At 72.8% G+C, this 26,162-nt stretch carries 19 protein-coding genes; 10 read left to right on the top strand and 9 right to left on the bottom strand.

Going from position 1 to position 26,162, the window contains the following annotated elements; all coding sequences use genetic code 11:
• Complete coding sequence (aceB, locus tag FHU36_RS05275) at nucleotides 1–1,578, bottom strand: malate synthase A (RefSeq protein ID WP_185082657.1); 1,578 nt, start codon at nucleotides 1,576–1,578, stop codon at nucleotides 1–3.
• A gap of 157 nt (nucleotides 1,579–1,735) precedes the next feature.
• Between aceB and FHU36_RS05270 the strand changes: the two genes are divergently transcribed.
• The 6 genes from FHU36_RS05270 (at nucleotide 1,736) to FHU36_RS05245 (ending at nucleotide 10,418) form a co-directional block, all read left to right on the top strand.
• A complete protein-coding gene (locus tag FHU36_RS05270; protein WP_185082656.1) occupies nucleotides 1,736–2,422 on the top strand; it encodes a DUF4097 family beta strand repeat-containing protein in 687 nt (228 codons plus the stop codon).
• An 84-nt stretch (nucleotides 2,423–2,506) separates the two neighbouring features.
• Nucleotides 2,507–3,919, top strand: coding sequence for a GTPase HflX (gene hflX, locus FHU36_RS05265; protein WP_185084618.1), 1,413 nt, complete (start codon nucleotides 2,507–2,509; stop codon nucleotides 3,917–3,919).
• A 416-nt stretch (nucleotides 3,920–4,335) separates the two neighbouring features.
• Nucleotides 4,336–5,544: an imidazolonepropionase gene (hutI, locus tag FHU36_RS05260; RefSeq protein ID WP_185082655.1), complete on the top strand. Its 1,209-nt coding sequence runs from the start codon at nucleotides 4,336–4,338 to the stop codon at nucleotides 5,542–5,544.
• A 13-nt stretch (nucleotides 5,545–5,557) separates the two neighbouring features.
• On the top strand, nucleotides 5,558–6,376 hold the full coding sequence (locus FHU36_RS05255) for a DegV family protein (RefSeq protein WP_185082654.1): 819 nt from the start codon (nucleotides 5,558–5,560) through the stop codon (nucleotides 6,374–6,376).
• A gap of 105 nt (nucleotides 6,377–6,481) precedes the next feature.
• On the top strand, nucleotides 6,482–7,699 hold the full coding sequence (locus FHU36_RS46210) for a ComEA family DNA-binding protein (protein WP_312891441.1): 1,218 nt from the start codon (nucleotides 6,482–6,484) through the stop codon (nucleotides 7,697–7,699).
• Nucleotide 7,700: 1 nt separating this feature from the next.
• Nucleotides 7,701–10,418 (top strand): ComEC/Rec2 family competence protein, encoded by a 2,718-nt coding sequence (locus tag FHU36_RS05245; protein WP_246501955.1) that lies wholly within the window; start codon nucleotides 7,701–7,703, stop codon nucleotides 10,416–10,418.
• Between the two features lie 286 nt (nucleotides 10,419–10,704).
• Here FHU36_RS05245 and FHU36_RS05240 read toward each other — a convergent pair whose 3' ends face one another.
• The gene (locus FHU36_RS05240; protein ID WP_185082653.1) at nucleotides 10,705–11,214 is read right to left on the bottom strand and encodes a DUF1453 domain-containing protein; all 510 of its coding nucleotides are present in this window, start codon (nucleotides 11,212–11,214) and stop codon (nucleotides 10,705–10,707) included.
• Between the two features lie 66 nt (nucleotides 11,215–11,280).
• On the opposite strand from FHU36_RS05240, the gene FHU36_RS44130 reads away from it, so the two are divergent.
• Together FHU36_RS44130 and holA are read left to right on the top strand one after the other, a co-directional pair.
• Nucleotides 11,281–11,913 carry a TetR/AcrR family transcriptional regulator gene (locus FHU36_RS44130; RefSeq protein WP_185082652.1) on the top strand — a complete coding sequence of 211 codons (633 nt, stop codon included), beginning with the start codon at nucleotides 11,281–11,283 and terminating at the stop codon, nucleotides 11,911–11,913.
• A 101-nt stretch (nucleotides 11,914–12,014) separates the two neighbouring features.
• The gene (gene holA, locus FHU36_RS05230; RefSeq protein ID WP_246501953.1) at nucleotides 12,015–12,986 is read left to right on the top strand and encodes a DNA polymerase III subunit delta; all 972 of its coding nucleotides are present in this window, start codon (nucleotides 12,015–12,017) and stop codon (nucleotides 12,984–12,986) included.
• Between the two features lie 69 nt (nucleotides 12,987–13,055).
• Here the strand turns inward: holA and FHU36_RS05225 are convergent, their stop codons facing one another.
• The gene (locus FHU36_RS05225; protein WP_185082650.1) at nucleotides 13,056–13,541 is read right to left on the bottom strand and encodes a MarR family winged helix-turn-helix transcriptional regulator; all 486 of its coding nucleotides are present in this window, start codon (nucleotides 13,539–13,541) and stop codon (nucleotides 13,056–13,058) included.
• 67 nt (nucleotides 13,542–13,608) lie between these two features.
• Here FHU36_RS05225 and FHU36_RS05220 point away from each other — a divergent pair, with 67 nt between their 5' ends.
• Complete coding sequence (locus tag FHU36_RS05220) at nucleotides 13,609–14,805, top strand: MFS transporter (RefSeq protein ID WP_185082649.1); 1,197 nt, start codon at nucleotides 13,609–13,611, stop codon at nucleotides 14,803–14,805.
• Between the two features lie 112 nt (nucleotides 14,806–14,917).
• Here the strand turns inward: FHU36_RS05220 and FHU36_RS05215 are convergent, their stop codons facing one another.
• From FHU36_RS05215 to FHU36_RS05190, 6 genes are all read right to left on the bottom strand, one after another.
• Complete coding sequence (locus FHU36_RS05215) at nucleotides 14,918–15,616, bottom strand: ABC transporter ATP-binding protein (protein ID WP_185082648.1); 699 nt, start codon at nucleotides 15,614–15,616, stop codon at nucleotides 14,918–14,920.
• Nucleotides 15,606–16,544 (bottom strand): ABC transporter ATP-binding protein, encoded by a 939-nt coding sequence (locus FHU36_RS05210; RefSeq protein ID WP_185082647.1) that lies wholly within the window; start codon nucleotides 16,542–16,544, stop codon nucleotides 15,606–15,608. The genes FHU36_RS05215 and FHU36_RS05210 overlap by 11 nt, the downstream gene beginning before the upstream one ends.
• A complete protein-coding gene (locus FHU36_RS05205) occupies nucleotides 16,541–19,156 on the bottom strand; it encodes an FtsX-like permease family protein (RefSeq protein ID WP_185082646.1) in 2,616 nt (871 codons plus the stop codon). Before FHU36_RS05205 ends, FHU36_RS05210 begins: the two co-directional genes overlap by 4 nt.
• The gene (locus FHU36_RS05200; RefSeq protein WP_185082645.1) at nucleotides 19,153–22,239 is read right to left on the bottom strand and encodes an FtsX-like permease family protein; all 3,087 of its coding nucleotides are present in this window, start codon (nucleotides 22,237–22,239) and stop codon (nucleotides 19,153–19,155) included. Before FHU36_RS05200 ends, FHU36_RS05205 begins: the two co-directional genes overlap by 4 nt.
• Before the next feature lie 221 nt (nucleotides 22,240–22,460).
• Entirely contained in the window at nucleotides 22,461–22,730 is a 270-nt protein-coding gene (gene rpsT, locus FHU36_RS05195) for a 30S ribosomal protein S20 (RefSeq protein WP_185082644.1), read from the bottom strand.
• A gap of 129 nt (nucleotides 22,731–22,859) precedes the next feature.
• Nucleotides 22,860–23,861 carry a glycoside hydrolase family 18 protein gene (locus FHU36_RS05190; protein ID WP_185082643.1) on the bottom strand — a complete coding sequence of 334 codons (1,002 nt, stop codon included), beginning with the start codon at nucleotides 23,859–23,861 and terminating at the stop codon, nucleotides 22,860–22,862.
• A 55-nt stretch (nucleotides 23,862–23,916) separates the two neighbouring features.
• Between FHU36_RS05190 and lepA the strand changes: the two genes are divergently transcribed.
• A complete protein-coding gene (lepA, locus tag FHU36_RS05185; protein ID WP_312891440.1) occupies nucleotides 23,917–25,749 on the top strand; it encodes a translation elongation factor 4 in 1,833 nt (610 codons plus the stop codon).
• Nucleotides 25,750–26,162 lie beyond the last annotated feature (413 nt).

The following is a 26,162-nucleotide window of genomic DNA, read 5'->3' as shown; positions in this document are numbered from 1 at the left end:
CTACGGCATGCGCGCGTACGCGGGGAGCGTGAGGAACTCGGCGAAATCGTCGTCCAGCGCGACCTCCTTGAACAGAGCCGTGGCCTGAGCGTACAGCTCCTCGTCGTGGCCCGGCTCGGCGGCGATCTTGGCAAGTTCCTCGCCGATGATCCGCTCGACGAGCTCCTTCGTCACCTGGCTCCCGGTGTCGGCGAGCGTGATGTCGTTGTGGATCCACTGCCAGATCTGCGAGCGGGAGATCTCGGCCGTGGCCGCGTCCTCCATGAGATTGTGGATGGCCACCGCGCCCAGCCCGCCCATCCAGGCGGCCAGGTAGCGCAGCGCCACGTCCACGTTGCCGCGCAGCCCCGCCTCGGTGATCTCGCCGGGCGTCTGCGACACCGCCAGCAGGTCGGCGGCCGAGACGCTGACGTCCTCGCGCTTGCGGTCGATCTGGTGGGGCTTGTCGCCGAGCACCCCGTCGAACACCTCGCGGCAGATCGGCACCAGGTCGGGGTGCGCCACCCAGGAGCCGTCGAAGCCGTCGCCGGACTCGCGGGTCTTGTCGGCGCGGACCTTCTCCAGGGCGACGGCGTTGACCTCGGGGTCGCGGCGCGACGGGATGAACGCGGCCATGCCGCCGATGGCGTGCGCGCCGCGCTTGTGGCAGGTGCGCACCAGCAGCTCGGTGTAGGCGCGCATGAACGGCGCGGTCATCGTCACCGCGTTGCGCTCCGGCAGCAGGAACTCCCGGCCCCGGGTCCGGAACTTCTTGATCACGCTGAACAGGTAGTCCCAGCGGCCCGCGTTGAGCCCGGCGGAGTGCTCGCGCAGCTCGTAGAGGATCTCCTCCATCTCGAAGGCGGCCGGGTACGTCTCGATGAGGACGGTCGCCCGGATCGTCCCCCGCGGGATGCCGAGCAGTTCCTGGGCGCGGACGAACACGTCGTTCCACAGCCGCGCCTCCAGGTGGGACTCCAGCTTCGGCAGGTAGAAGTAGGGGCCCTTGCCCTTGTCGATCTGCCGCTGCGCGCAGTGGAAGAAGTAGAGGCCGAAGTCGAACAGCGAGCCGGAGACGGGCCGGCCGTCCACCCTGGCGTGCTTCTCGTCCAGGTGCCAGCCGCGCGGGCGCACCACGACGGTGGCCAGCTCCTCGTCGGGGCGCAGCGCGTACGCCTTGCCGCCCGACTCGAAGTCGATGGTCCGGTCGAGCGCGTCGCGCAGGTTGAGGTGGCCGGCGACGCAGTTGACCCAGAGAGGGGAGTTGGCGTCCTCGAAGTCGGCCAGCCAGACCTTGGCGCCGGAGTTGAGCGCGTTGATGGTCATCTTGCGGTCCACCGGACCGGTGATCTCGACACGCCGGTCCTCCAGGCCGGGGGCGGGCGCGGCGACGCTCCATTCGGCCTCGCGGACGCCCTTGGTCTCGGGCAGGAAGTCGAACAGGCCTCCGGCGGACAGCTCCGCCTGCTTCGCCTGGCGGAGCTCCAGGAGCTCCAGGCGCCGGGCGCCGAACTCGCGCTGGAGCGCCGCCACGAAGCCGAGCGCCTCCGGGGTGAGGATCTCGTCGAACCGGTCGAGGATCGGGCCGGTGATCTCCATCTCGCACTCCTCTTTTCCGCTATGTGGAAAACCTCTTCTGAATTATGGAAAGAAGCTAACTCATGCCCCGATCGACGGTCAAAGGCGGGGGTACCCTGGGGCCCTCGTCCGGGGCATCCCCGATGCGCGTGACGCGGGCCGGCGAGAAGATCGTCGTATGAAGAGGATCGCGATCGCGGGCGGGCTGCTGGCGTCGGCCGCACTGCTGACGGGCTGCGGGCTGCAGGGCCTGGCCGGGCCCACCAACCAGGACACCGCCACCTACGACGTCACCGACAAGGTGACCGCGCTGCGCGTCGAGCCCGGCTCCGGCGACGCCGTGATCAGCGAGTACGACGGGAGGGCCGTCCACGTCACCGAGACGCTCGGCTGGCGCGGGACCAAGCCCGAGGCCGAGCACGTCGTCGAGGGCGACACCCTGCGGCTGAGCTACACCTGCCACGACGGGCCGAGCTGCCACGTCAACTACAGGATCCAGGTGCCCAAGGGGCTGACGGTGGACGTCGAGAGCGGTTCGGGCGACGTCACGCTGCGGTCGCTGTCGGGCACCGTCAAGCTCTCCATGGGGTCCGGCGACGTGGACGGCAACGGGCTGACGGGCAAGCGGCTGACCGCGGACCTCGGGTCGGGCAGCATGGAGCTGAAGTACGCCGCCGCGCCCGACGACGCCCGGCTCGAGACCGGCTCCGGTGACATCATGCTGCGCGTGCCCGACGGCTCCTACGCCGTGACCACCGACATGGGGTCGGGCGACGAGAGCATCTCGGTCAAGCGCGACAACGCCTCGCCGCACAAGATGACCATCAAGGCCGGCTCCGGTGACGTGAGCGTGCTGCCGGGATAACCGGATGCCCGTCCCGGGGATGTCGTGCCACCATCGGGGGAAGACACCACGGTGTCCAGACGTTGCCTAATAGAGATGACACGAATGCACGAATACTCCGCGCTCGACGAGTTCGAGACCGGCGACATGGATCTTGAGGAGCGCCAGGCGCTGCGCCGCGTGGCCGGCCTGTCCACGGAGCTCCAGGACGTCTCCGAGGTCGAATACCGGCAGCTGCGGCTCGAGCGGGTGGTCCTGGTGGGCGTCTGGACCTCCGGCACGGCCGTCGACGCCGAAAACTCACTCCTCGAGCTGAAGCTCCTGGCCGAGACCGCCGGATCCGAGGTCCTCGAGGGTCTCATCCAGCGCCGCCAGAAGCCCGACCCCGCCACCTACATCGGCTCGGGCAAGGCGCTCGAGCTGCGCGACGTGGTCGAGTCGACCGGCGCCGACACCGTGATCTGCGACGGTGAGCTGACCCCCGGCCAGCTCCGCCAGCTCGAGGACACGGTCAAGGTGAAGGTCATCGACCGCACCGCGCTGATCCTCGACATCTTCGCCCAGCACGCCAAGAGCCGCGAGGGCAAGGCCCAGGTCGAGCTGGCCCAGCTCCAGTACTTCCTGCCGCGTCTGCGCGGCTGGGGCGGCAACCTGTCCCGGCAGGTCGGCGGTCGCGCCGCCGGCGGCGTCGGCATCGGCGGCCGCGGCCCCGGTGAGACCAAGATCGAGCTGGACCGCCGCCGCATCCGCGAGCGGATGGCCAAGCTGCGGCGCCAGATCAGCGGCATGTCCACCTCGCGCGAGACCATGCGCCAGCGGCGCTCCCAGCGCGAGGTCCCGGCGGTCGCCATCGCCGGCTACACCAACGCCGGCAAGTCCTCGCTGCTCAACCGCGTCACCGGCGCGGGCGTGCTGGTGGAGGACGCGCTGTTCGCCACCCTCGACCCGACGGTGCGCAAGGCGCGCACCCCCGAGGGCAGGCTGTTCACGATCGCCGACACCGTCGGGTTCGTCCGCCACCTGCCCCACCAGCTCGTCGAGGCGTTCCGCTCCACGCTGGAGGAGGTCGCCGACGCCGACCTGATCCTGCACGTGGTCGACGGCTCGCACCCCGACCCCGAGGGACAGCTGGCCGCCGTGCGCGAGGTGTTCGCCGACATCGAGGGCGCGACGGACGTGCCCGAGATCGTGGTGATCAACAAGGCCGACGCCGCCGATCAGGACGTGCTCGACCGCATCGCGCGCGCCGAGCGTGACAGCATCGTCGTCTCGGCCCGCACCGGCGCCGGCATCGACGAGCTCATGGCGCTCGTCGAGCGCCGCCTGCCCAGGCTTGACCACGAGGTCACGCTGCTCGTGCCGTACGACAGGGGAGACCTGATCTCCCGGGCCCACAAGGAGGGCGAGGTGCTCTCGGTGGACCACGTCGAGGACGGCACCGTGCTGCACGCCCGCGTGCTGCCCAGCCTCTTCCACGAGCTGGAGCGGGTCGGCAAGCCCGTCGAACGGGTCTCTTGACGTGACGGCTGGGCGGCTCTGACCCTGAAGGACCACGGAGCTGCCAAAGCCGACAGTGGTCCCGCAACCGCGAGATTGCTAGGATATGCCGAACCTTACATACTCTATTGTCGCGGGTTTCAGATGATGGCTGCTGCGAGAGGCGTGGACAGCGGGGGCCGGAGCGCACGGTTGGAGCCGGGGGGCGGTTGGGAAGATTGGGCTATCTTCCGAATAACCCTGTACACCGAGCCAGCCTGTGAAATAACGTAACTGAACTGAAATCGCGCGGATCATGAGTCCAGCGATACGGTCACCGCACAGTCTTACGCGGATGAGAGCAGGAGACCCCCCATGTCGTCCCGACCCGGAGCCGACTCAGCGGGCACGTCCCGTGCCGCGGGCCGGGTGCCTCGCTCCTGCGGGGTGGTGATGCGGTGACCGTTCGGCTTCTGACCAACATCGGCCGCCTCTGGACCGGCAACGAAGTCCTCAGCAACGCGGCCCTCCTCGTGCACAACGACCGCATCGCGTGGGTCGGCCGGGCTCCCGACCTGCCGCAGAGCGTGCCGGGCGTCGTCGACGACATCGTCGACGTCGACCACGTCGAAAACCTGGGCGGCGCCCTCGTCACGCCCGGCCTCATCGACGCCCACACCCACCCGGTCTACGCCGGCAACCGCTACGCCGAGCTGGCCATCCGCACCGGCGGCTCCAGCGCCGCCTCCATCACCGCGGCCGGCGGCGGCGTGGGCTCCACCGTCACCGTGACCCGCGGCACCGACCCGTGGACCCTGTGCAACGGCGTGCGCGAGCGGCTGCGCGGCTGGCTGCTCAACGGCACCACGACCGTCGAGGCCAAGACCGGCTACCACCTGACCCGCGACGGCGAGCTCTCCGACGTGCGGCTCCTGCGCGAGCTGGAGAAGGAGCCGATGATGCCGCGGGTGCACGTCACGTTCCTCGCCGCGCACGTCGTGCCGCCCGAATACTTCGGCCGCCAGCGCGAATACGTCGAGGCCGTGGGCGCCTGGTGCGCCGACGCCGCCGCGGCCGGCGCCGACAGCGTCGACGTCTACTGCGACGACGGCCACTTCACCACCGAGGAGTCCCGCTGGGTGCTCGCCTCGGGCCGCAACGTCGGCCTGCTGCCGCGCATCCACGCGGGCCTGTTCAGCCGGCGCGGAGCCGTTCAGCTCGCCGCCGAGCTGGGCTGCGCCTCCGCCGACGGGCTGCACAACATGTCCGACGAGGACATCGCGATCATGTCCCGCTACGGGGTGCCCGCCGTCGTCTGCCCGGCGACCGCGTTGCAGCGCGGCAAGCTGCCGCCCGTCCGCCAGATGATCAAGCATGGGGTGCAGATCGCGCTCGGCAGCGACCACAACCCCGGCTACTGCGGCATCACCTCGATGTCGCTGGTCATCGCGATGGCCGTGTCGGCGTTCGGGATGAGCGTCAACGACGCGCTGCGGGCCGCCACCCTGGGCGGCGCCACCGTCCTCGGCGCGCCCGACCGCGGCGTCCTCGCCCCGGGCCGCCTGGCCGACATCGTGCAGTGGGACGCCGACCACGAGGGCGCCTTCGCCTGGTCGTTCGGACTCAAGCCGCGCCGGGTGTGGCGGGGTGGCACCCCGGTCCAGTAGTTAGTCTCGGGGTATGCCGCGATCGGTCGCCGTCGTCACCGACTCCACCGCCTACCTGCCGCCGACACCGGGCGTCTCGGTGGTTCCCGTCCAGGTGATCTCCCACGGCGTGCCGTACGACGAGGGGTCCTTCACCGGTGACCTGGCGTCGGCCACCACCTCCCGGCCCGCTCCGTCGAGGTTCGCCGCGTGCTACGCCGCCCTCGCGGCCGAAGGGGCGTCGGCGGTGGTGTCCGTCCACCTGTCGTCGTCGCTCTCGGGCACGTCGGAGTCCGCCCTGCTGGCGGCCAAGGAGGCGCCCGTCCCCGTCGAGGTCGTCGACAGCGGGTCGATCGCCCTGGGTGTCGGCTATCCGGTCCTGGCCGCCGCGCGTGCCGCGTCCCGCGGGGCCGGGATGGAGGAGGTGGCGGGGGAGGCGGCGCGGTGCGCGGGCCGTACCCGTACGTACTTCTACGCCGATTCCCTGGACCACCTCCGGCGGGGCGGGCGCGTCGGGACGGCGGCCTCGCTCGTCGGGTCCGCGCTTGCCATCAAACCCCTGCTGCACGTCATCGACGGGCGCGTCGAACTGCTGGAGAAGGTGCGCACCGCCACCCGCGCCATCGCCCGCCTGGAGGACCTGGCGGTAGGGGCGGCCGAGCGGGGCGGCGGGCCGGTGGAGGTGGCGGTGCAGCACCTCGGGGCGCCATCACGGGCCGAGGCGCTGGCCGAACGGCTGTCGGCGCGGCTGCCGCGGCTCACGGAGTTACGGGTGGTCGAGGTCGGGGCCGTCATCGGCGTGCACGTGGGGCCCGGGATGCTCGGCCTGACCGTGTGCCTGCCGGGCGACTGACCCGCCCGGGGCGGTTGTCCACAGGCTCCTGCGCGGCCGTGCGGTCATCCCCAGAACGTCGCTCGGCCGGCCGCCGCCGCCGGACCCGGCCGTACATTCTCCGGCGTGCTCACCCAGGATGCGACCGCCGAACGGGCCATAGCCGAGTCGCGGCTCCGGTCCCTCACCACGCCCGGCCGCCGCCTGGCCCGCCCCGTCCCCCATCTCCAGGACCCCGGCCCGCCCACCGGCGACCCCTTCTCGGACCAGCACCCGACCGACCTCCTCCCCGACCCGCCACCCGCCCTCCCGGTCGACAGGCCCCTCGCCGGCCCGCACGTGGGTCATCCAGGCAGCGGGCCCCTCCCCGCCCCGCCTTCGGCCGGGCCGGCCGGCGGCGCCATCCCCTCCCCGCGCCCGGACCGGCCGGGCCGTGTGACCCTCCGTGACGCGCAGGGGCAGCAGGACGGCAGCGGACCACCAGGCCCGCACCACAGCGGTTCCCCCAGAGCCCCGCACCTCCGTCACCCCTACCGGCGCGACACTCCACCCGCGCACGCCACCCCCGGCGGACCGCCCCCACCCCCCTCCCGTCTCAGGGCCTCGTCCGCTTCCTTCCACCAAGCCCCCGCCCTCTCGACGAGCCACCGCGACGCCCCGGCCCCGAGGCGCGAGGAGACACCCACGGTCGCGCCCGCCTCCCTCCAGGCCTTCCGTGCGGCACTGGCGGCGAAAGCCCCCGGCCTGGACCCTGGTGGCCCCGCCCTCAAGGCGCTGGCGGCCCTGGCCGTGCTGGCCGCCCTCGTGGCCGGGATCTACCTGTGGCGTTCCCAGCCGCTCCCAGAACCCCTGCCCACCCCGCCTCCACCGGCGCCGGTCCCACACCGGCACGTCCCCGCGACCCCGTCCCCGACGGCCGGCGTGACCGTCCACGTCACGGGCAAGGTCCGCAAGCCCGGCATCTACACGCTCCCGCCGGGCGCCCGGGTGGCCGACGCGGTCACGGCAGCCGGTGGAGCCCGCCCCGCCACGGCCACGGCCTCCGTCAACCTCGCCCGCCGCCTGCTCGACGGGGAGCAGATCCTCATCGGCGCCCCTCCCGGCGCCGCGCCCCCCGGCCCCGCTCCGGTCCCGGGCTCCGACCCGGCGGCGATGGTGCTCGACCTCAACACGGCGACGGCGGAGCAGTTGGAGGAGCTTCCCGGCGTCGGAGAGGTCCTGGCCGCCCGGATCGCGGAGTTCCGCACCGCCAACGGCGGCTTCGCCAGCGTCGACCAACTCCAGGAAGTGCCCGGCATCGGAGCCAAGAAATATGCGGAGATCAAGGCAAGGGTCCGCGTCTGACATGAGCAGCCCTCCACCCGAGCCGTCCCGAGGCACATCACCGGGCACCCTCCTGGACACCCCACCGGCCGGACACTCATGGATCCTCGCCACGCCCGCCCTGTTCGCCTGGGCCGTCACGGTCATCCTCGTCGGCTGCCCGCCCCTCGCCGGCCTGACCGTCTCCGCGCTCGCCCTTCTCGCCGCCCTCGGCACAGCCCGCTGCACGACCGACGCGCCGACCGGAAACCCCGGCGCGACGCAGGACAGGAAGCAGGCCAGGAAATCGGGCGGGGGCCTGGCCCACCGGCGCAGGCCGCCCCGTCCGCGCCGGTGGGCCTGGCGCAACATGACCGTCGCCGCCCTCGTATGCACCGCCGCCGCCTCGGCATCGGTGGCCCTTCGCGTGCACGCCGTCAGCACCGGCCCGGTGTCCGACCTGGCGGCCAAGGGGGCGACCATCACCGCCCGGATCACCCTCACGGACGACCCTAAGCTCAAACCTGGCCGTTTCGGGCAGCAACGGGTCATCGTCCCCGCCACCTTGGAGCATTACCAGACAACCCGCCGCCGTCAGACCGTGCGAGCCGCTGTCCTGGTTCTCGCCCAAGGAGACCAGTGGCGCAGTCTCCTGCCGAGCCAGCAGGTCGAGGTGACCGCCCGCCTGGCCCGGCCCGTCCCCGGCGAGCTGATCAGCGCCGTCCTGCTGGTCCGGGGCGCGCCCAAGGTCCTGACCGCCCCGAGCCGCCTCCAGACCATCGCCGGCACCCTCAGGGCCGGGCTGCGCACGGCGGCCGACGTGCTTCCCGCCGACCAGCGCGGCCTGCTGCCCGGCCTGGTCGTCGGCGACGTCTCCCGGATGGACCCCCAGGTCAGCACAGACCTCCAGGAAGCAGGACTCAGCCACCTCAACGCCGTCAGCGGCACCAACCTGTCCATCGTCGCCGGCGCGGCCCTGGCCCTCGCCCGTCTGGCGGGTCTGCCCCTGGCGGTCCGAGCCCTCCTGGCCGCCATCGCCATGATCGGCTTCGCCGTGGTGGCCAGACCCTCCCCGAGCGTCCTCCGCGCCCTCCTCATGGGGCTGGTCGCCGCCATCGCCCTGGGCACCGGCCGCGCCCGGGACGGCGTCGCCGCACTCTCCGTCGCGATCCTCCTGCTGATCCTCTTCGCGCCCGAACTGGCTCGCTCGTACGGCTTCGCCCTGTCCGTCTTCGCGACAGCCGGCATCCTCCTCCTCGCCCCCCGCTGGCGAGACCGCCTCGCAGCCACCCCACCCACGCCTTCCAACGCTCTCTCGTCCTCCCCAGAAGGCCCGACCACCCTCGCCACCAGGAACATCTCCGCCACCACGAACGCCCTCGCGACCCCGAACGCCCTCGCGACCCCGAACGCCCTCGCGACCCCGAACGCCCTCGCGACCCCGAACGCCTCCACCACCGCCCACGCGCGTCTTGCCGCCCCCGACCCGCCCCTGCCACAGAGGCGACGGCGTGTCCCGTTGCCTCGGTGGGTGGCGGAGGCGGTGGCGGTGCCGGCCGCGGCCCAGGCAGCGGTGACCCCGCTCCTGGTGCTGATGTCCGGGGAGCTCTCCCTGGTGGCCGTTCCGGCGAACCTGCTCGCGGGGCCGGCCGTGGCACCGGCGACCCTGCTCGGGTTCGGCGCCGCCCTGGTGGCTCCGTTCTGGCCCGAGGCGGCGCAGGCGATCGTCGTCCCGGCCGGCTACGCGGTGGGATGGATCATCATGGTCGCCCGGTGGGCCGTGAGCCTTCCGCTCGCGATCGTCCCGTGGCAGGGCGGCATCGCGGGGCTGGCCTTGCTCGCCGTGGTAGTGGCGGTGACCGTGGTCGTGCTGAGACGCCGCGCTCCAAGGGCCGTGGTGCTGACCCTGGCGGGCGGGGCGCTGGTGGCGGTGTTGCTCGTACGCCCCATCGTGACGTCCTGGCCGCCGAAGGCGTGGCTGATGGTGGCGTGCGACGTCGGTCAGGGCGACGGCCTGGTGATAGCGGCGGGCCCAGGCCGGGGAGTGGTGGTCGATGCCGGGCCGGATCCTGTCACGATGGACCGCTGCCTGCGGCGTCTCGGGATCGCCGACGTGCCGTTGGTGATCCTCACCCACCCGCACGCAGACCACGTGGACGGGCTCCCGGGCGTCTTCCAGGGCAGGCGCGTGGGCGGGGTCGTCGTCAGCCCGCGCCCCTCCGCCACCCGCCATGCCTCCGGCCCCCACCATCGCTCACGCCTGTCCGTGGACCTGGCCCGGCGCCGCATCCCCCAGTGGACCGCCTCCCCGGGCAGCCAATGGCGGCTCGGGCCGTCCGAGGTGACGGTTCTGGCCCCCGGCCTCTCGAAGGGCGACATGCACGGCCAGGGAGAGGGGAGTGGGATCAACAACTCCAGCGTCGTGGTCCACGTACGCTGGCGAGCCGGCTCCGCCCTCCTCAGCGGTGACATCGAAACGGAGGCCCAGCGCGCCCTGCTCGGCGGCAACCTCCCGCGAGCCGACATCCTCAAGGTCCCGCACCACGGCTCACCGAGGCAGGACCCCGCCTTCTTCTCGGCCGTCGCACCCCGCGCCGCTCTGATCAGCGTGGGCGCCGACAACGACTACGGTCACCCGGCGGAGCTCACGGTCGCGATCCTCCACCGCCTCGGCGCCCGCGTCTACCGTACGGACCGCTCGGGCGACCTGGCGGTGGTCGAGCACGAGGGCCGCCTCGCCGTGCTCACCCGCGGACGGTAGCGCCTCTTCGATCTCCCTTTGCCTCTCCAGTTCCCTGAACGCGCGTCGTTCCTCCCGGGTCCTGTGACCGAATTACGGCACACTCGACCTCTCCGCCGCCGTTGACGGGCCCTGTGCGGCCATCGGGTCTCAGCACAAGTGCGGCGCAAAGCCAGTTGTCGGCTCCGACCTTCACTTGCGGCGATCTGCGGCGACCTCGCAAAGCCGACGCCGCCAGCGCACCGGTTCAACGGCAGCGGCCCGGATCAGGAGGAATGCGCCGACCCGCAGCGATGAGCTCCGCCGGTCAGCGGTCTCGGCTGGTCAGACGGTCGAGAAGGGAGTCCTCCCCTTCGGGGGCGAAGGGAGCGCCGGTGCTGCGGGCGCGCAGGGCCAGCGTCATGGCCTCGCCGAGGAGGCTGACGCCGATGGACAGGGTGGTCGGGCGCACCTGCTCGGGGATGCCCGCCGCGGTGGCCAGGGCGCCGAGGCCGGCGTTGACCGCGACCGAGACGACCCACACCACCAGGGTCCAGCCCGTGTAGCGCTGCCAGAGGTGGCCGTGGCGGACGAACAGGCGCGGGGTCAGGCCGCGCAACGCGCCCATCAGCAGTCCCGCCACGGCGCCGGCCAGCAGCCAGGCAAGGTCGGCCCCGCCGAGCTCTACGTCCTTCACGAGGCCGTACACGCCGATGCCGACGAGCATGGCGGGCGGGCCGAACAGATCGCGGGCACGCAGCGGCTCCCCCCGGAACCGCCGGATCACCACGGCGACGACCAGGGCGACCACTACCAGCGTGATCAGGGCTGCGCTCATGACACCTCCGTTAATAGCATGTGCATGCTAAATAAGAAGATAGCATGGAAGTGCTATAAAGGCGGGGTGCCGAAAATCGTGGACCCGGAGGAGCGGCGGCGAGCGGTGGCGGAGGCGGTGTTCCGCGTGGTCTGTCGTGACGGGTTGGAGCAGGCCTCGCTGCGCAACGTCGCTGCCGAGGCCGGGCTGGCCATCGGCTCGGTCCGGCACTACTTCGACGGGCACACCGAGCTGATGGTGTTCGCGATGCGCGAGATGTCCGCGCGGGTGATCACCCGGCTGACCGCCCACGCCGACCGCCTGCTGGACACCTCCGCGCCGCTCACTCCGGCTGAGCAACGCGAGATCGTCGTCGGCATGCTCGCTGAGGTGCTGCCGCTGGATGACGAGCGCCGGACCGAGGTCATCGTCTGGCTGTCCTTCGCCGCCGCCGCCCGCACCCGCCCCGAACTGCGCCCGCATGCCGACGAGCTCTACGACGGCCTGCTCGCGCTCACCACCCGGACCCTGGAAGGCGCCCGCCGGGCAGGGCGACTCCGCCCGCAGGCCGACGTCGCTCTGGAGGCGCGCCGGCTCTGCGCGCTGCTCGACGGCCTGTCCCTGGAGGCCGCGTTCCACCCCGGCCGACTGGACGCCGACACCATGCTCGCCGTGCTCCGAACCCACTTGACCGCGCTGACGCGCGCGGCGGAAGACTGAATGACCGTGCCGCGGCAGTCGCGGAGTCGCGGAGTCGCGGAGTCGCGGAGTCGCGGCGTTCGAGTACGCGGTCGCGGGGTGGGCATGGCATGCTGCTCGGCATGGCGGGAACCGAACCAGCGCTCGTGACCTTGGTCATGGGTGACGAGGAACTGCTGGCCGAACGGGCAGTCCGTGGCGTCGTCGAGGCGGCGCGGGCGGCCGACGCGGGGGCGGAGGTGCACGACCTCGTCGGTGGGAAGGTGGGGCAGGGGGAGCTGACCCAGCTGACCTCGCCGTCCCTGTTCGGTGACCGCTCGGTGGTGGTGATCCGGTCCGCGCAGGACCTGGCCAAGGAGGTCATCGCCGAGGTGGTCGCCTATGCCGGGCGCCCGTCCGAAGACGCGGTCCTCGTGCTCGCGCATCCCGGCGGGGTGAAGGGCAAGGCGCTCGTCGACGGGTTGAAGAAGGCCAAGGCGCACGTCGTCACCGTCAGCAAGGTGACCAAGGCGGGGGAGCGGCTCGACTTCGTCAGGAGCGAGTTCAAGCGGGCCGGGCGGTCCATCGCGCCGGACGCGGCCCAGGCGCTGCTCGACGCGGTGGGCAACGACCTGCGGGAGCTGGCGGCCGCGTGCAGCCAGTTGATGTTCGACACCGAGGACAAGACGGTGGGCGTGGCGGCCGTGGCCCGCTATCACAAGGGGCGGGCGGAGGTCACCGGGTTCAACGTGGCGGACGCGGCGATCGAGGGGCGGCTCGCCGAGGCCCTGGAGCAGTTGCGGTGGGCGCTCGGCACCGGGGTCGCCCCCGTGCTCCTGGTGAGCGCGCTGGCGGGCGGGCTGCGGTCCATCGCCAAGGTCGGCGGGGCGCCGCGCAACCTTCGCGGCGGGCAGCTCGCCAGTCATCTGGGCATGCCGCCGTGGAAGATCGACCGGGTCAAGCGGCAGCTGAACGGCTGGGGTCCGGAGGGGCTTTCCCGCGCGATCCAGGCGATCGCCGACGCCGACGAGCAGGTCAAGGGCGGCGGCGCCGACCCGGCGTACGCCCTGGAGCACGCGGTCCAGGTCATCGTGGCCAGCCGGACGGGACGCTGATCCCACCCCGCCGTTCGAGTCGCCCACGCGGTGCCGCCGTCCGAGGCGCTCGGGGGCGGGGGCGGTGGGTCAGGAGGGCGATTCGACGCGGGTGAGCATCTGCTTCAGCAGCCCGTTGAGCAGTGCCTGGTCGGCCGGGGCGAGGGCGGCCACCATCTCGGCCTCGGCCTCGGCCCGTACCGTCATCGCCGCCGTCCACAGGTCGTGCCCCTTGCCGGTGAGCTCCACGTCCACCCGGCGCCGGTCGTCCGTGCCGCGCACTCGCCTGACGAGCTGCGCCCGCTCCAGAGTGTCCAGGCGCCCCGTCATGCCCGCGGGCGACAGGAGCAGCTCGGCGGCCAGCTCCGAGGGAGTGGCCGAGCCGCCCCGGGCCACCAGCCGGTGGATCGTCTCGAACGCGAACTCCTGCAGGCCGACCTCCGCCAGCACCGCCTCCTTGGTGTGGGCCAGGTGCTTCATCAGGAGCTGCATGCGGGTGACGATGCCCTCCACCACCTCGTCGAAGGGGGCTTTGCCGCGCCAGCGGGCCAGGTGACGATCGACGGAGTCCTCCATCCGGCAGATCATACGGCACAGTGTATTTTGTTGACGAAATATTCGTTGGCAAATAATCTCTCCCGGCATGACGACCCGCCTCCTGATCGGGCGCGCCCTCGCGGCTCTCGCCACGGCCCTGATTCCCACCACCCTCACCCTGGCGGTCCTCCGCGCGCCGGGCAGCGCCGAGGCGCTCGGGCTGGTGCTGGCCTGCGAGCTGGTGCCCCTGCTGTTGTTCCTGCCCGTCGGCGGGGTGCTGGCCGACCGGCTCCGGCCGGAGCGCGTCGTGCTGCTCGCCGACCTGGTGCGCTGCCTGGCCCAGACGGCCATCGGCGTGGAACTGCTCGCGGGCGCGCCACGGGTGGTCGACCTGGCGGTTCTGTCCGCGGTGACCGGGGTGGCGATCGCGTTCGGCATGCCCGCCGTGCCCCGGCTGGTGGCGGGGGCGGTCCCGGGACCCGACCGGCTGCTGGTGAACACGCGCATCGGCGTGGTCACCAGCCTGTCGAGCGTGATCGCCCCGGCACTGGCGGGGGCGATCACGCTGGCGGCGGGGCCGGGCTGGGCCGCGCTGCTGACCGGGATGGTGTACGCCTGCTCCGCTCTCACTCTGGGCGGGATCCGTACGGCCGGGCAGTCCGGACGGAGCCGCCGGGGAACGTTCGGACGGGACCTGGCCGACGGCTGGCGGGAGGTCAGGAGCCGCCCGTGGTTCCTCCGGAGCGTCCTCGGCCACGGCGTCTGGCACTTCGCGGCCGGCCTGTTCCTGACGCTCGGCCCGCTCACCGTCGTCCAGCGGCTCGGCGGCGAGCCCGCGTGGGTGCTGATCACGCAGTGCGGCACGGTGGGCCTCGTCGCGGGCGTCCTCGCCGCGCCCCGGCTGCCGATCCGCAGGCCGATCGTCGTGGTGCAGGTCGCCGCGGCCCTCTACCTGGCGCCGATGGCGGCGCTGGCCGTGCCGGCCCCGGCCTGGGTGATCGCGGGCGCGTACGCCGTGGCGATGTTCGGTCTCGGCCTGCTCAGCCCGTTGTGGGAGACGGTCGTCGCTCAGGAGGTGCCGGAGGACGCGCTGGGGCGGGTGCGCTCGTTCGACCAGCTCATCTCGTTCGCGGCACGGCCGTTGGGCCTGGCCGTGGCGGCGCCGCTGGCGGGCGTGACCGGCGCGACAGGGCTGCTGCTGGCCGCCGGCGCCCTGGTCGCGGTCGCCAACCTGGCGGCGATGATCAACCTGGCGGCGGTGGCGGACCCAGCGGCCGGCGACCGGGCGACGACCCCCACGTGACCGGTGCCGGCGACCCGGGCTGCGTTCGTCAGGCAGTGTTCGTCAGGCAGTGTTCGTCAGGCAGTGTTCGTCAGGCAGTGTTCGTCAGGGTGCGTTCGTCAGGGTGCGTTCGTCAGGACTGCTGGAGTGCGACCTCGCGCAGGACGCCGTCGCTGATCTCCAGGACGCGGTCCGCCAGCGTCATGAGGCCGGGGTCGTGCGTGGCGACCAGCGCCGTGACACCCTCGCTGCGGACCAGGGCACGCAGCAACTGCATGATCTGGCGGCCCGTCTGCGAGTCGAGCTGCCCGGTCGGCTCGTCGGCCACGAGCAGCCGGGGCCGGTTGGCCAGGGCTCGGGCGATGGCCACGCGCTGGCGCTGCCCGCCCGACAGCTCGTACGGCCGCTGGTTGGCGTGCTGCTCCAGCCCGACGAGGGCGAGCAGCATGCGTACCCGCTCCTCCCGCGCACCCGACGGCGTGCGGGTGAGCCGCATCGGCACGCCGACGTTCTCGGCCGCCGACAGTACCGGGATCAGCCCGAACGACTGGAACACGAACCCCACCACGTCCCGGCGCAGCGCCACCAGGGCGTCCTCGGCCAGGGCGGTGACCTCCTGACCGGCCACCACGACCCGGCCGGCGTCCGGCCGGTCGAGGCCGCCGATCTGGTTGAGCAGCGTCGTCTTGCCCGAGCCGGACCGGCCGCGGACGGCGACCAGCTCGCCGGGGTAGGCCTCGAACGTCACCTCCCGCAGCGCGACCACCTCCTTCGGACCGCTGCGGTAGACCTTGCGCAACCCCTCGACGACGACCAACGGCTCACTGCTCATCGATGGGCTCCTCTCGGACCGGCCAGACGCCGATGTGGTCGGATTCGAGTTCGAGGCGGACGCGGCGCTCCATGTCGAGGACGTTCATGAAATCGCGCGGAAGCTGCAGACGGCCCACGCGGTCGAGCACCGCGTACTCCTCGGCGACGATCTGCCCCTCGGCCCCCTCGCGGCGCAGCGTCTCGCTGCTGGTGCGCCCGTCACGGATGCCGACCGTGCGGTCCACCTGCTCCGACACGAGCGGGTCGTGGGTGACGATGACCACGGTGACGCCCAGCTCGCGGTTGGCCTTGCGCAGCGCGTCGAACACCTCCTTCGAGGTGTCGCTGTCGAGCTCGCCGGTCGGTTCGTCGGCCAGGATGAGCCGGGGTTCGTTGGCGAGGGCGACGGCGATGGCCACCCGCTGCTGCTCGCCGCCGGACAGCTCGGCCGGCTTGCGGCCGGCGCGGGACCCGACGCCGAGCAGGTCCAGCAGCCGCGCCGCGCGTTCGCGCCGGGCCGCCCGCCCGGAGGCGCGGCCCGCCAGCTTGATCGGCAGCTCGACGTTCTCCTGCGCCGTCAGGTACGGCAGCAGGTTGCGCGCGGTCTGCTGCCAGATGAACCCGACGACCTCCCGCCGATAGCGCAGCCGGTCCTTGGCCGTCATGGACAGCAGGTCCATGCCCGCCACCTTGGCCACGCCCGCGGTGGGTACGTCCAGCCCCGACAGGACGTTCAGCAACGTCGACTTGCCCGACCCGGACGCGCCGACGATCGCGACCAGCTCGCCTTCCTGGATGACCAGGTCGAGGCCCTGCAGGGCCACCACCTCGACGCCTTCGGTCTTGTAGATGCGGACGAGGTTGTCGCAGACGATGTGCGCGTCGCCGCCGAAGGCGGCCTTCGACGCGGTCGCCTGGGCTTCCAGCTCGGACAGGGTCGGGTTCACGCGAGCTCCCCTGCTCGGAGGGCCGCACCGGGGGCGCGGCGGCGGCTGATGGCGGTGTGCGCGTACGCGCCGAGCACGGCGACGACGGCCAGCCCGGCGGCGAGCAGGGCGGGTGTGGCCAGGCCGGGGCTGTAGCCGGCGACGGCGACGCCGCCGGCGTAGGCGGACAGGTCGACGCCCGGCCCGAGCGCGGCGGGCAGGCCGAGCCCGAGCGCCAGCCCGACCAGCGCGGTGACGAGGATCATCGGCAGGATCTCCAGCACGGTCAGGCCCTGGGCCTGCCGTTCGGTCAGCCCGAGCGGCCGCAGGAACGCCAGCGCCCGCGCCCGGTCGGCCGCGCCGATGACGAGGGTGACGACGACCGCGACGAGCGCGTACGCCGCCAGCGCCACGGTCGTGACGAGCAGCACCACCCGCACGGTCCCGGTGAGCGGGGCGCTCTCGATCGCGGCCAGCGACTCCGCCTGCGACGACACCTGGGCGCGCGGCCGGCCGACCGCCCGCGCGACCGCCTCGGCGTCGGCGTCGCCCTTGATGAGCAGGGTGTTCGCCGTGGGCCGCTCGTTGATCTCGTACGGCACGACGAGGAACTTGCCACGGGCGAAGAACCCCGGCACCGAGGGGACGACGCCCCGCTCGGCGACCTTGACGCGGGTCTGCCAGCCCACGTCCATCGTGCCCCGCCCGCGCAGCTCGGGTGAGACCAGCGCCGGGACACCGGCGCCGGCGGCCGGCATGGCGGGCACCGAGATCGGGGCGCCGTCGAGCACCCGCCGCCACTGGCCCAGGTCGACCGCGATGACGTCCGCCCGCTCGCCGCCGAACCCGAGCTGCACCGAAGCGGTCTGCGCGGGCACCACCAGCTCCACGCCCGGCACCGCCCGCACCCGCGCGACGGCGTCGGCGGGCAGCTCGATGGGCGAACTCACCCGCAGGGACGCCCCGACGTCCTGCCAGGACGCCAGCCGCTGGGTCTCGGCGATGCCGCCGGCGATGACCGAGGCGAACACCGACACGGCCAGCGCCGGCAGCAGGATGAGCACCGGCAGCACGCTGCCGGACCGGGCGCGTGCCGCCCGGGTCAGCCCCAGGAACGGCACGGCACGCGGCCCGCGGGCCGCCAGCCGGACGAACAGGCGGAGGGGGTAGGGGTAGCAGCGGATGGTGATCAGCGCCGCGGCCACCGTCAGCGCGATCGGCACGAGGAGCAGGAACGGGTCGTCACCGGCGGTCCCCGCCGCCAGGCCGCGGGTGCGCAGCAGGTACGCCCCGCCCAGGGCGAGCCCCACGACCAGCACCTCCAGGGTGACCCGCCTGGCCGACGGGCGGGAGGCGGCCACGTCGTCACGCCGCTCGCGCAGCGGTGCCCGGTGCGCGAGCGCCATCCGCACGGCGGCGAACCCCACGGCCGCGCCGCACACCAGCGCCGGTCCGGCGTGCACGAGCGGCAGCACCGGACCGGGCACCAGCCACGACAGCGCGTACCCGGCCAGCGTGGCGGGCACCACGGCGAGCGCGACCAGGGCCGTGCCGGCGCCGGCGACCTGGCGCAGCGACCCGCCGCGCGCCCGCGCGAGGGCGAGCGCCTCGTCGGCCCGGTCGGCCAGCAGGTGCACGGCGAGCACGATGACGCCCACCGCCACGGCCAGCAGGCCGCCCAGCACCAGGAACATCACGGTCCTGGCGGTGGACAGCGCCGCGAGGTAGCCGTTCAGCAACTGCGGCAGGCCGGTCTCCAGCCGGTACTGGCTGCCGCCGCCCGGCTGGAGCCCCACCACCCGCCCGTAGGCGGTGATCGCCCGGGTCACGTCCGGGACGCCGAGGGAGGTGGGCGCGGCCGGGTCGACGGGAAGGACCCAGCTGTAGACGAGGTTGCGGCCCTCGCCGCTGAGCGCGGTCAGCCCGCCGTCGGAGAGCAGCGCGGTCGTGTGCCGCTCCAGGTCCAGCTTGCCCGGCGGCTGCACCTCGGTGACGCGCAGCACGTCGGGGTGGTGGCTCCAGTAGCGGTCGGCGGGGTCCTTCGGGGCGAACAGGCCGACGATCCGGACGGCGACGTGGTCGCTCTCACCGAGGACGCGGACGTCGCCGACCCGGAGCCCCATCTTGTCGCGGGCCTCCTCGACGACGGCCGCCTCGAACACCGTGATCGTCGCGCCCTGGTACGTCATGGTGCCCGGCGCGCCCGGCGCCCTGCCCTCGCTCCAGCGGACCCGCCGTTCGGCGTCGGACAGCCAGCCGAGGTTCACGAAGGTCATCCCGCCCGACCCCTGCACGGGAGTGCCCCACGTCTTGGCGCTCATGTGGCCGGTGCCCGTGCCGACGGGGCCCACCACCGGGCGCAGCGCCGCGGGCAGGATCGAGCGGAAACGCTGGTCGCGTGCGGCGAACTGGGAGGGTTCGCGCAGGTCCTCCTGGCGTGACCGCGACTCCACGCGTACGGCCAGATCGACCTGGCTCGCCATCGCCGCGCGCAACGACTGATGCAGGTTGGCGTCGAACGAGCCCTGGACCAGCCGCGGCAGCCCCGCGAGCAGCGCGCACGCGCTCAGCGTGAGCAGGGCGAGCACGACCATGGCGCCGAACTGCACCCGCGCCAGCGGAAGGATCTTCACTGGAGCTCCCCGATGCCGATCAGCTCCTGCCCCCGCAGCCGCCGGGCCAGGCCAGCGACCACGGCGAACAGCACGGCCGCCAGCCCCGCCGGCAGCGCGGCGGTCGCCGCCCACGGGATGGCCAGCACCACGTCCGGCGTCACCGCCGACGCCTGCCCGGTCAGCACGATGTGCGGCACGACCAGCACCCCCACCACGACGGCGAGCGCGGTGCCCGCGGCCAGGGACAGCCCGATGACGAACGCCTGCTCCACGGCGAGCAGCCCGAACACCTGCCGCGAGCTCACGCCGAGCGCCCGCAGGATCGTGAACTCCGCCACCCGCTCCCGGGCGGCGACCGTGGCGTTCACCAGGAACCCGAGCACCGCGAACACCAGCGCCGCCAGGAACCCCAGGATGAGCGCCCCCTGCAGGCCGCCGGCCAGCGGGTCGTCACGCAGCCGGGAGGCCAGCTCGTTCCGGTCCACGGTGGTGACGTCCCATGCGGGCTGCCGCGCCAGCGCCGCCAGCGCGGGCCCGGTGTCGCCGCCCCTGGCGGCGAGCCACCATTCGGTCGCGGGCCGGGGGAGCTGTCCGGTCGCCAGGCCGTGTTCCTGCAGCGTGGCCCAGTCGGTGAGTACGGCCTGCTGGTCGGCGGCCGTGGTCGGCATCCGCTCGACGATGCCCGCCACCTCCACCTCGACGGGCCGGCGGTCCATGCTGATCCGGGTGACCTGGCCCTGCGAGAGGTCCAGCGAGGCGGCCAGCGCGGCCGTGACCACCACGGGCAGCGGCCCGGACGCCCGCGACCGCGTGAAGGCGGCGGCGACCGGGTCCGCACCCTCGGCCCGCAGGGTCAGCGGCGAGGGGAGCGCCTGCCGGCCGCCGGCGGTCACGCCGGTCACCGTGACGTTCGCGGTGCCGCTCTCGGGCGGGTCGGCGACGACGCCGCGCAGCGACACCGGGTAGGTGATCCTCCCGCTCCGGCCGGCCAGCGCGGACAGGTCCACGTCGATCCGGTTGTCGCCCGCGCGCAGCGTCCCCAGGGACAGGTCGCGCCACACGCCGAGCCCGTCGGAGATCATCAGCCGCAGGGAGGTTCCCGTGTCGGCGCGCGCCCGCACCGTCAGCGCCGCCGGGCTGCCGGGCAGTTCCAGGGCGCCACCGGCGGTCCCGGCCGGGCGCAGCGCCCGCGACAGCTCCTCGACGCTGCGCGCCGACAGGTCGGAGCGCAGGTGGAGCAGCGAGCCCAGCTCGGCGGCGTCCAGCCCGACCAGGACCGCGTCGTCGCCGCCGAAGTCGACCTGGCCACGGAAGGCCGGGGAGATCGCCGTGACGCCCGGCAGCGCGGCCAACGCCGTGCCCCGGCCGAACGCGCCCAGCTCGGGACCGTCCGGCGGCCCGGAGATTCGCAGGTCGGCCCCAGCCTGGTGGCGGGCCTGGTCCTCCTGGGAGGCGCGCCAGGTGGCGGCCGTCGCCATCGACACGATGCCGATCGCCACGGCCATGGTCAGCAGCAGCGCGGGCCCCGCGTACTTGAGCGGTCGCCGGCTGACCTGCCAGGCGCCGAGGGCCGGGGCCAGCGAGGGGCGGCGGGAGGTGATCCGCTCGGCCAGCCGGGAGACCCGGGGCACCAGGCGCAGCCCCAGCATGCCGCCGGTGAGCAACGCCAGCGCCGGGCCGGAGACGATCAGCGGGTCGATGCCGAGCTCGCCGGAGGCGGTGGCGGTGACCGGCGACCCGTAGTGCCGGAGCTGCCAGATGGCCAGCGCCGCCACGGCCAGCAGCGCGAGGTCCGCGCCTGCCCGCTCCACCAGGCCGCGCCCGCCGCTCCGGCCGCGCGCCGACTGCTCCTCCACGTACGTGCGGCGCGCGCCCGCCAGCGCGGGCAGCGTCAGCAGCACGGCCGAGGCCAGCGCCACGCCGATCGACACCAGGAACGCCCCCAGGTCGACCGCCGGCTCCAGCCGCACCCCGGACGCCTCGATCCACGGCAGCGAGTTGACCAGCGAGAGCAGCGGCGGCCCGAGGAACGGCGCGACGAGCGCGCACGGGATCGCCACGAGCAGGGCCTCCCCGCCGGCGAGCGCCGCCAGGCGCAGCGTTCCGGCGCCGCGCGAGCGCAGCAGCGCCACCTCCATGCGGCGGTGGTCGGCGAGCAGCCGCGCGGTCAGCATGAGCGCGTACGCCGCCAGCAGCACAAGCTGGAGCACCGGGATGAGCATGGTGGACCGCGCGACGAGCGAGGCCGTGCCGAGCTGTGACAGCATGTCCGGCAGGCGGCTGTCGGCGGTGCAGGAGGCGCAGCCGTTCCCCTTCAGCTCGGCGCGCAGCGCGGCCACCCGGGCGGCGAACGGGCGCAGCTCCTCGGGCGTGAGCGCCCGCAGGTCGGGCACGGCGGTCCAGGTGGCGTTGACGTTCGTGGCGAAGCGGGCGAGGAACGTCTCGCGGGGCACCATCAGCGGCCCGTACGTGGCGAACTCCCCCACCTCGACGCCGCGGGCGAGGAGGTGCTCGCCCGCCCAGCGGTCGCCGAACGGGTCACTGAGCTGGAAGACGCCCACGACGCGCACCGTGACGGGCTCGCGGTCCAGGCGGCCCTCGGTGGCGAACTCCTGGCCGGCCTCCCAGCCCGCCGCCGAGGCCGCCGGCAGCGAGACCGCCGCCTCCACGACCTCGCCCGCGCCGGACGGCCGGGGCCAGGAGCCGGAGACCAGCTTGGCGTGCCGGTCGAGGTCGTCGTAGGCGCCGAAGCGGAGCAGGCCGGGCCGCTTGCGGCGCTCCTGCCCGGGCAGCACGTACGAGTCGGACCGGAAGCTGGTCGTGACGGTGGCCGGCGCCCCGCCGTACGCGTGGCCGAGCCGGGCCCGCACGGCCTGGTCGAGCCGGGGGAAGGTGTCGGCGGTGACGGGGGCGGAGACGGTGGCTGCCACCTGGCGCAGCGAGGCCGTCTCCATCGTGCGGCGCACGCCCACTTCGGCGATCGAGGAGGCGTACATGGTCAGCGCGACGAGCGTGGTCGTCGCGAGGAGGACCGATCCCAGGGCGGCCAGCAGCAGCAGAGGCTCGCTGAGCGCGCGTTTGACCACCCATGGCCCTCGCATATGTGTCCCCCTTCACCCCGTTGAGTGCACCTTTGAACATGCCGGTGAGGCGGGCAAGGGATCTTGGCAAGGGGTGACGGAGCCGATATGTCGCGGCGACGCCGATGTGATATCGAAACTGTTACAAACGCCCCGGCGGCCGGCTCGGCCGGGGAAACGAAAACGCCGCACTCCGGAAGCGGGAGTGCGGCGCTCAGGCCGAACCAGGCGGGACGCCGTGACTACTTGGCGGCCAGCTCGGAGGCCTGCTTGGCGATCGCCGACTTGCGGTTGGCGGCCTGGTTCTTGTGGATGACGCCCTTGCTGACGGCCTTGTCGAGCTGGCGGGCCGCGACGCGCTGGAGCGCGACGGCCTGCTCGACGTCGCCCTGCTCGGCGGCCTCGCGGAACTTGCGGACCGCCGTCTTCAGGGACGACTTGACCGCCTTGTTGCGCAGGCGAGCCTTCTCGTTCTGCTTGTTACGCTTGATCTGGGACTTGATGTTCGCCACGAAGAAGCCTCGGTGAAGGTCTGGTGATGGATGGGGCGCGCGGGCTCGAGAGAGGGCGCGCCACACGCAGTTGAACAGATTACCAATAACCCAGGTGGCTGCTCAAATCAACGACCCGGGTGAGCTCCGTCAGATGAGCCAGTGGGTAGCGTACTCCCTCCAGTCCTCCTCCGTCGCGGCGAAGTCCACGTACAGCGCAAGGCCGAATCTCTCGCGCCTCCCGTGCTCCGACAGGGCCAGCTTGGCGGCCCGCGCCGTGACGGCCACGCTCTCGGCGTGGTCGCCCAGCGGGAGGCCGTGGTCGTGGTAGGCGGGGGCGCCGACGAACAGGTGCTTGCCCTCGGGCACCAGGTCGAGCGCCAGTCCGGCCTGGCGCACGACGTGCCCGCCGTAGAGCGACTCCAGCGGCATGCCGGAGTCGTAGGCCATCACCGCGATCTGGTCGACGCGGCCGGCCACACTCCTGAAGTAGTCCTGTGACCAGTACTTGTCGTGGTCGAGCACCGCGCGGGTGCCCGGGCGCATGAGCGGGTACGGCTCGATCTGCGGTGTCGAGGTGGACAGCAGCCGGGTCAGCGGCCGGGTGCGGTCGAGCAGGTCGAGGAACTCCTCGTCGCCGCTGCCGATGGGCTCGAAGTTGTAGTGGACGCCGTCGAAGCCCGTCTTCGCGATCTCGCCTACCCCGTCGAGCACATTCGCCCGGGACCGGGCGTCGTCGAGGTCGAGCGTGCCGTCCACCTTCTGGCCGAGCCAGGCGGAGACGCGGACCCCGGGCAGGTGCTCACGCACCCACGCAAGGAAATCGCGGGCGTTGGGATACTTGGCGGGATCCAACCGGCCATCGGCCTCGAACGGCCCCGCATGGACGTACAGGTCCCTGATCCCGGTGTCGCGCAACCGGACCGCCAGAGCCTCCACATCCGGCTCCGTGCGGCGCCCGTCCACCCACATGTGCCCCATCCAGAGGGCGTCGTTCCCCGTGCTCTTCGCCCACTCCGCGGGCGCGCCGGTAAACTGGGCACGGAACGCGCCGGCCACCAGGCCGACCAGTAGGCCGACCAGCGCGACCACGACGACCAAGGCAAGCGCGAGCAGGCGCAGGCCGCGGCGGATGACGGTTCGGGAGATCACCCGGGCATGTCACCATGAAAGACGCTTGACCTCAACCCTGTCGAAACGGACTTCGGTGCGCACTCAGCCTGGCCAGACCGACCCCGCGGTGATCCGCAACTTCTGCATCATCGCGCACATCGACCACGGCAAGTCGACCCTTGCCGACCGGATGCTGCAGATCACCGGCGTGGTCGACGACCGCTCCATGCGCGCCCAGTATCTCGACCGGATGGACATCGAGCGCGAGCGCGGCATCACGATCAAGTCCCAGGCCGTCCGCCTCCCGTGGGACGGCCACGTGCTCAACATGATCGACACGCCCGGCCACGTCGACTTCACCTACGAGGTGTCACGGTCGCTGCAGGCCTGTGAGGGCGCGATCCTGCTGGTCGACGCCGCCCAGGGCATCGAGGCGCAGACGCTGGCCAACCTCTACCTGGCCATGAACGCCGACCTGCACATCATCCCCGTCCTCAACAAGATCGACCTGCCCGCCGCGCAGCCGGAGAAGTTCGCCGAGGAGCTCGCCGGCCTCATCGGCTGCGAGCCGTCCGACGTGCTGCGCGTCTCCGGCAAGACCGGCGAGGGCGTGCGCGAGCTGCTCGACCACGTGGTCGCCTCCGTGCCGCCGCCCGTCGGCGACGCCGACGCCGCCGCCCGGGCGCTGATCTTCGACTCGGTGTACGACACCTACCGGGGCGTCGTGACGTACGTCCGGGTGATCGACGGGCACCTGAGCAAGCGCGAGCGCATCCTCATGATGTCCACCAGCGCCACCCACGAGACGCTGGAGATCGGCGTCATCTCGCCCGAGCCCAAGCCGTCCGAGCGCGGGCTCGGCGTCGGCGAGGTGGGCTACCTGATCACCGGCGTGAAGGACGTGCGCCAGTCCCGGGTCGGTGACACCGTCACCTCGGCCGCCAAGTCGGCCCGCGAGATGCTGGCGGGCTACGAGCACCCCAAGCCCATGGTGTTCTCCGGCCTGTATCCCATCGACGGCGACGAGTACCCCGAGCTGCGCGAGGCGCTCGACAAGCTCCAGCTCAACGACGCCGCGCTGGTCTACGAGCCGGAGACCTCCGCCGCGCTCGGCTTCGGGTTCCGGGTGGGCTTCCTGGGCCTGCTGCACATGGAGATCGTCCGCGAGCGGCTGGAGCGGGAGTTCGGCCTGTCGCTGATCTCGACCGCGCCCAACGTCGTCTACCGCGTCGTCATGGAGGACGGCAGCGAGCTGACCGTCACCAACCCGTCGGAGTTCCCGACGGGCGGCAAGATCGCCCAGGTCTTCGAGCCGGTCACCAAGTCGACGATCCTCGCCCCGGCCGAGTTCATCGGCGCGATCATGGAGATCTGCCAGGGGCGGCGCGGCCAGCTCCAGGGCATGGACTACCTGTCGGAGGACCGCGTCGAGATCCGCTACACGCTGCCCCTCGGCGAGATCATCTTCGACTTCTTCGACCAGCTCAAGTCGCGCACCCGCGGCTACGCCTCGCTCGACTACGAGCCCGCCGGCGAGGCCGAGGCCGACCTGGTCAAGGTCGACATCCTCCTGCAGGGCGAGGCGGTCGACGCCTTCAGCGCGATCGTGCACAAGGACAAGGCGTACGCCTACGGGGTCGACATGGCCAAGAAACTGCGCGAGCTGATCCCGCGGCAGCAGTTCGAGGTGCCGATCCAGGCCGCCATCGGCGCCCGCGTCATCGCCCGCGAGAACATCCGCGCCATCCGCAAGGACGTCCTCGCCAAGTGCTACGGCGGCGACATCTCGCGTAAGCGCAAGCTGCTGGAGAAGCAGAAGGAAGGCAAGAAGCGGATGAAGATGGTGGGCCGGGTCGAGGTGCCGCAGGAGGCGTTCGTCGCCGCCCTGTCCACCGACTCCGGCGCCGTCGACAAGTCCAAGAAGTAGCGGGTCCAGACGGGCCCTGCCTTTCGCGCCGTACGGCCCGCCAGGTCGCGAGAGCGCACCCGGCGGCGTGCCGGGCCTGTCGGCACGCGGCACGTGGTCCGGCGAGGTCCGCGAGGCCACGCCGGGCTGCGCCGTAACGGTGCCGCACGCTCTCCTCCCGGCGAGTAGGGCCAGGGCGGGACCGCCGCCGTCCCGCCGCGCACCGCCGTTTCCGGCCTGTGTCGTTGTGCGGGCCGCCGGGACCGTGACCGCCCCGGGACGCCACCGCGACCGTCCCCGGACGGCCGCCGCCGTCGCCGGACCGCCAGCACTCTCGCACGAGCGTGCACCTCCGCAGGCTGGCCGTCAGCAGGGCCTGTCGCCTCTTCCCGTACCGCGGTCCACGCGGCTGGTGCCTCCAGTCCTGGCGTCAT

It is taken from the genome of Nonomuraea muscovyensis (genome assembly GCF_014207745.1).
GTDB lineage: Bacteria > Actinomycetota > Actinomycetes > Streptosporangiales > Streptosporangiaceae > Nonomuraea > Nonomuraea muscovyensis.
This window is presented reverse-complemented; position numbering and strand designations above follow the sequence as displayed.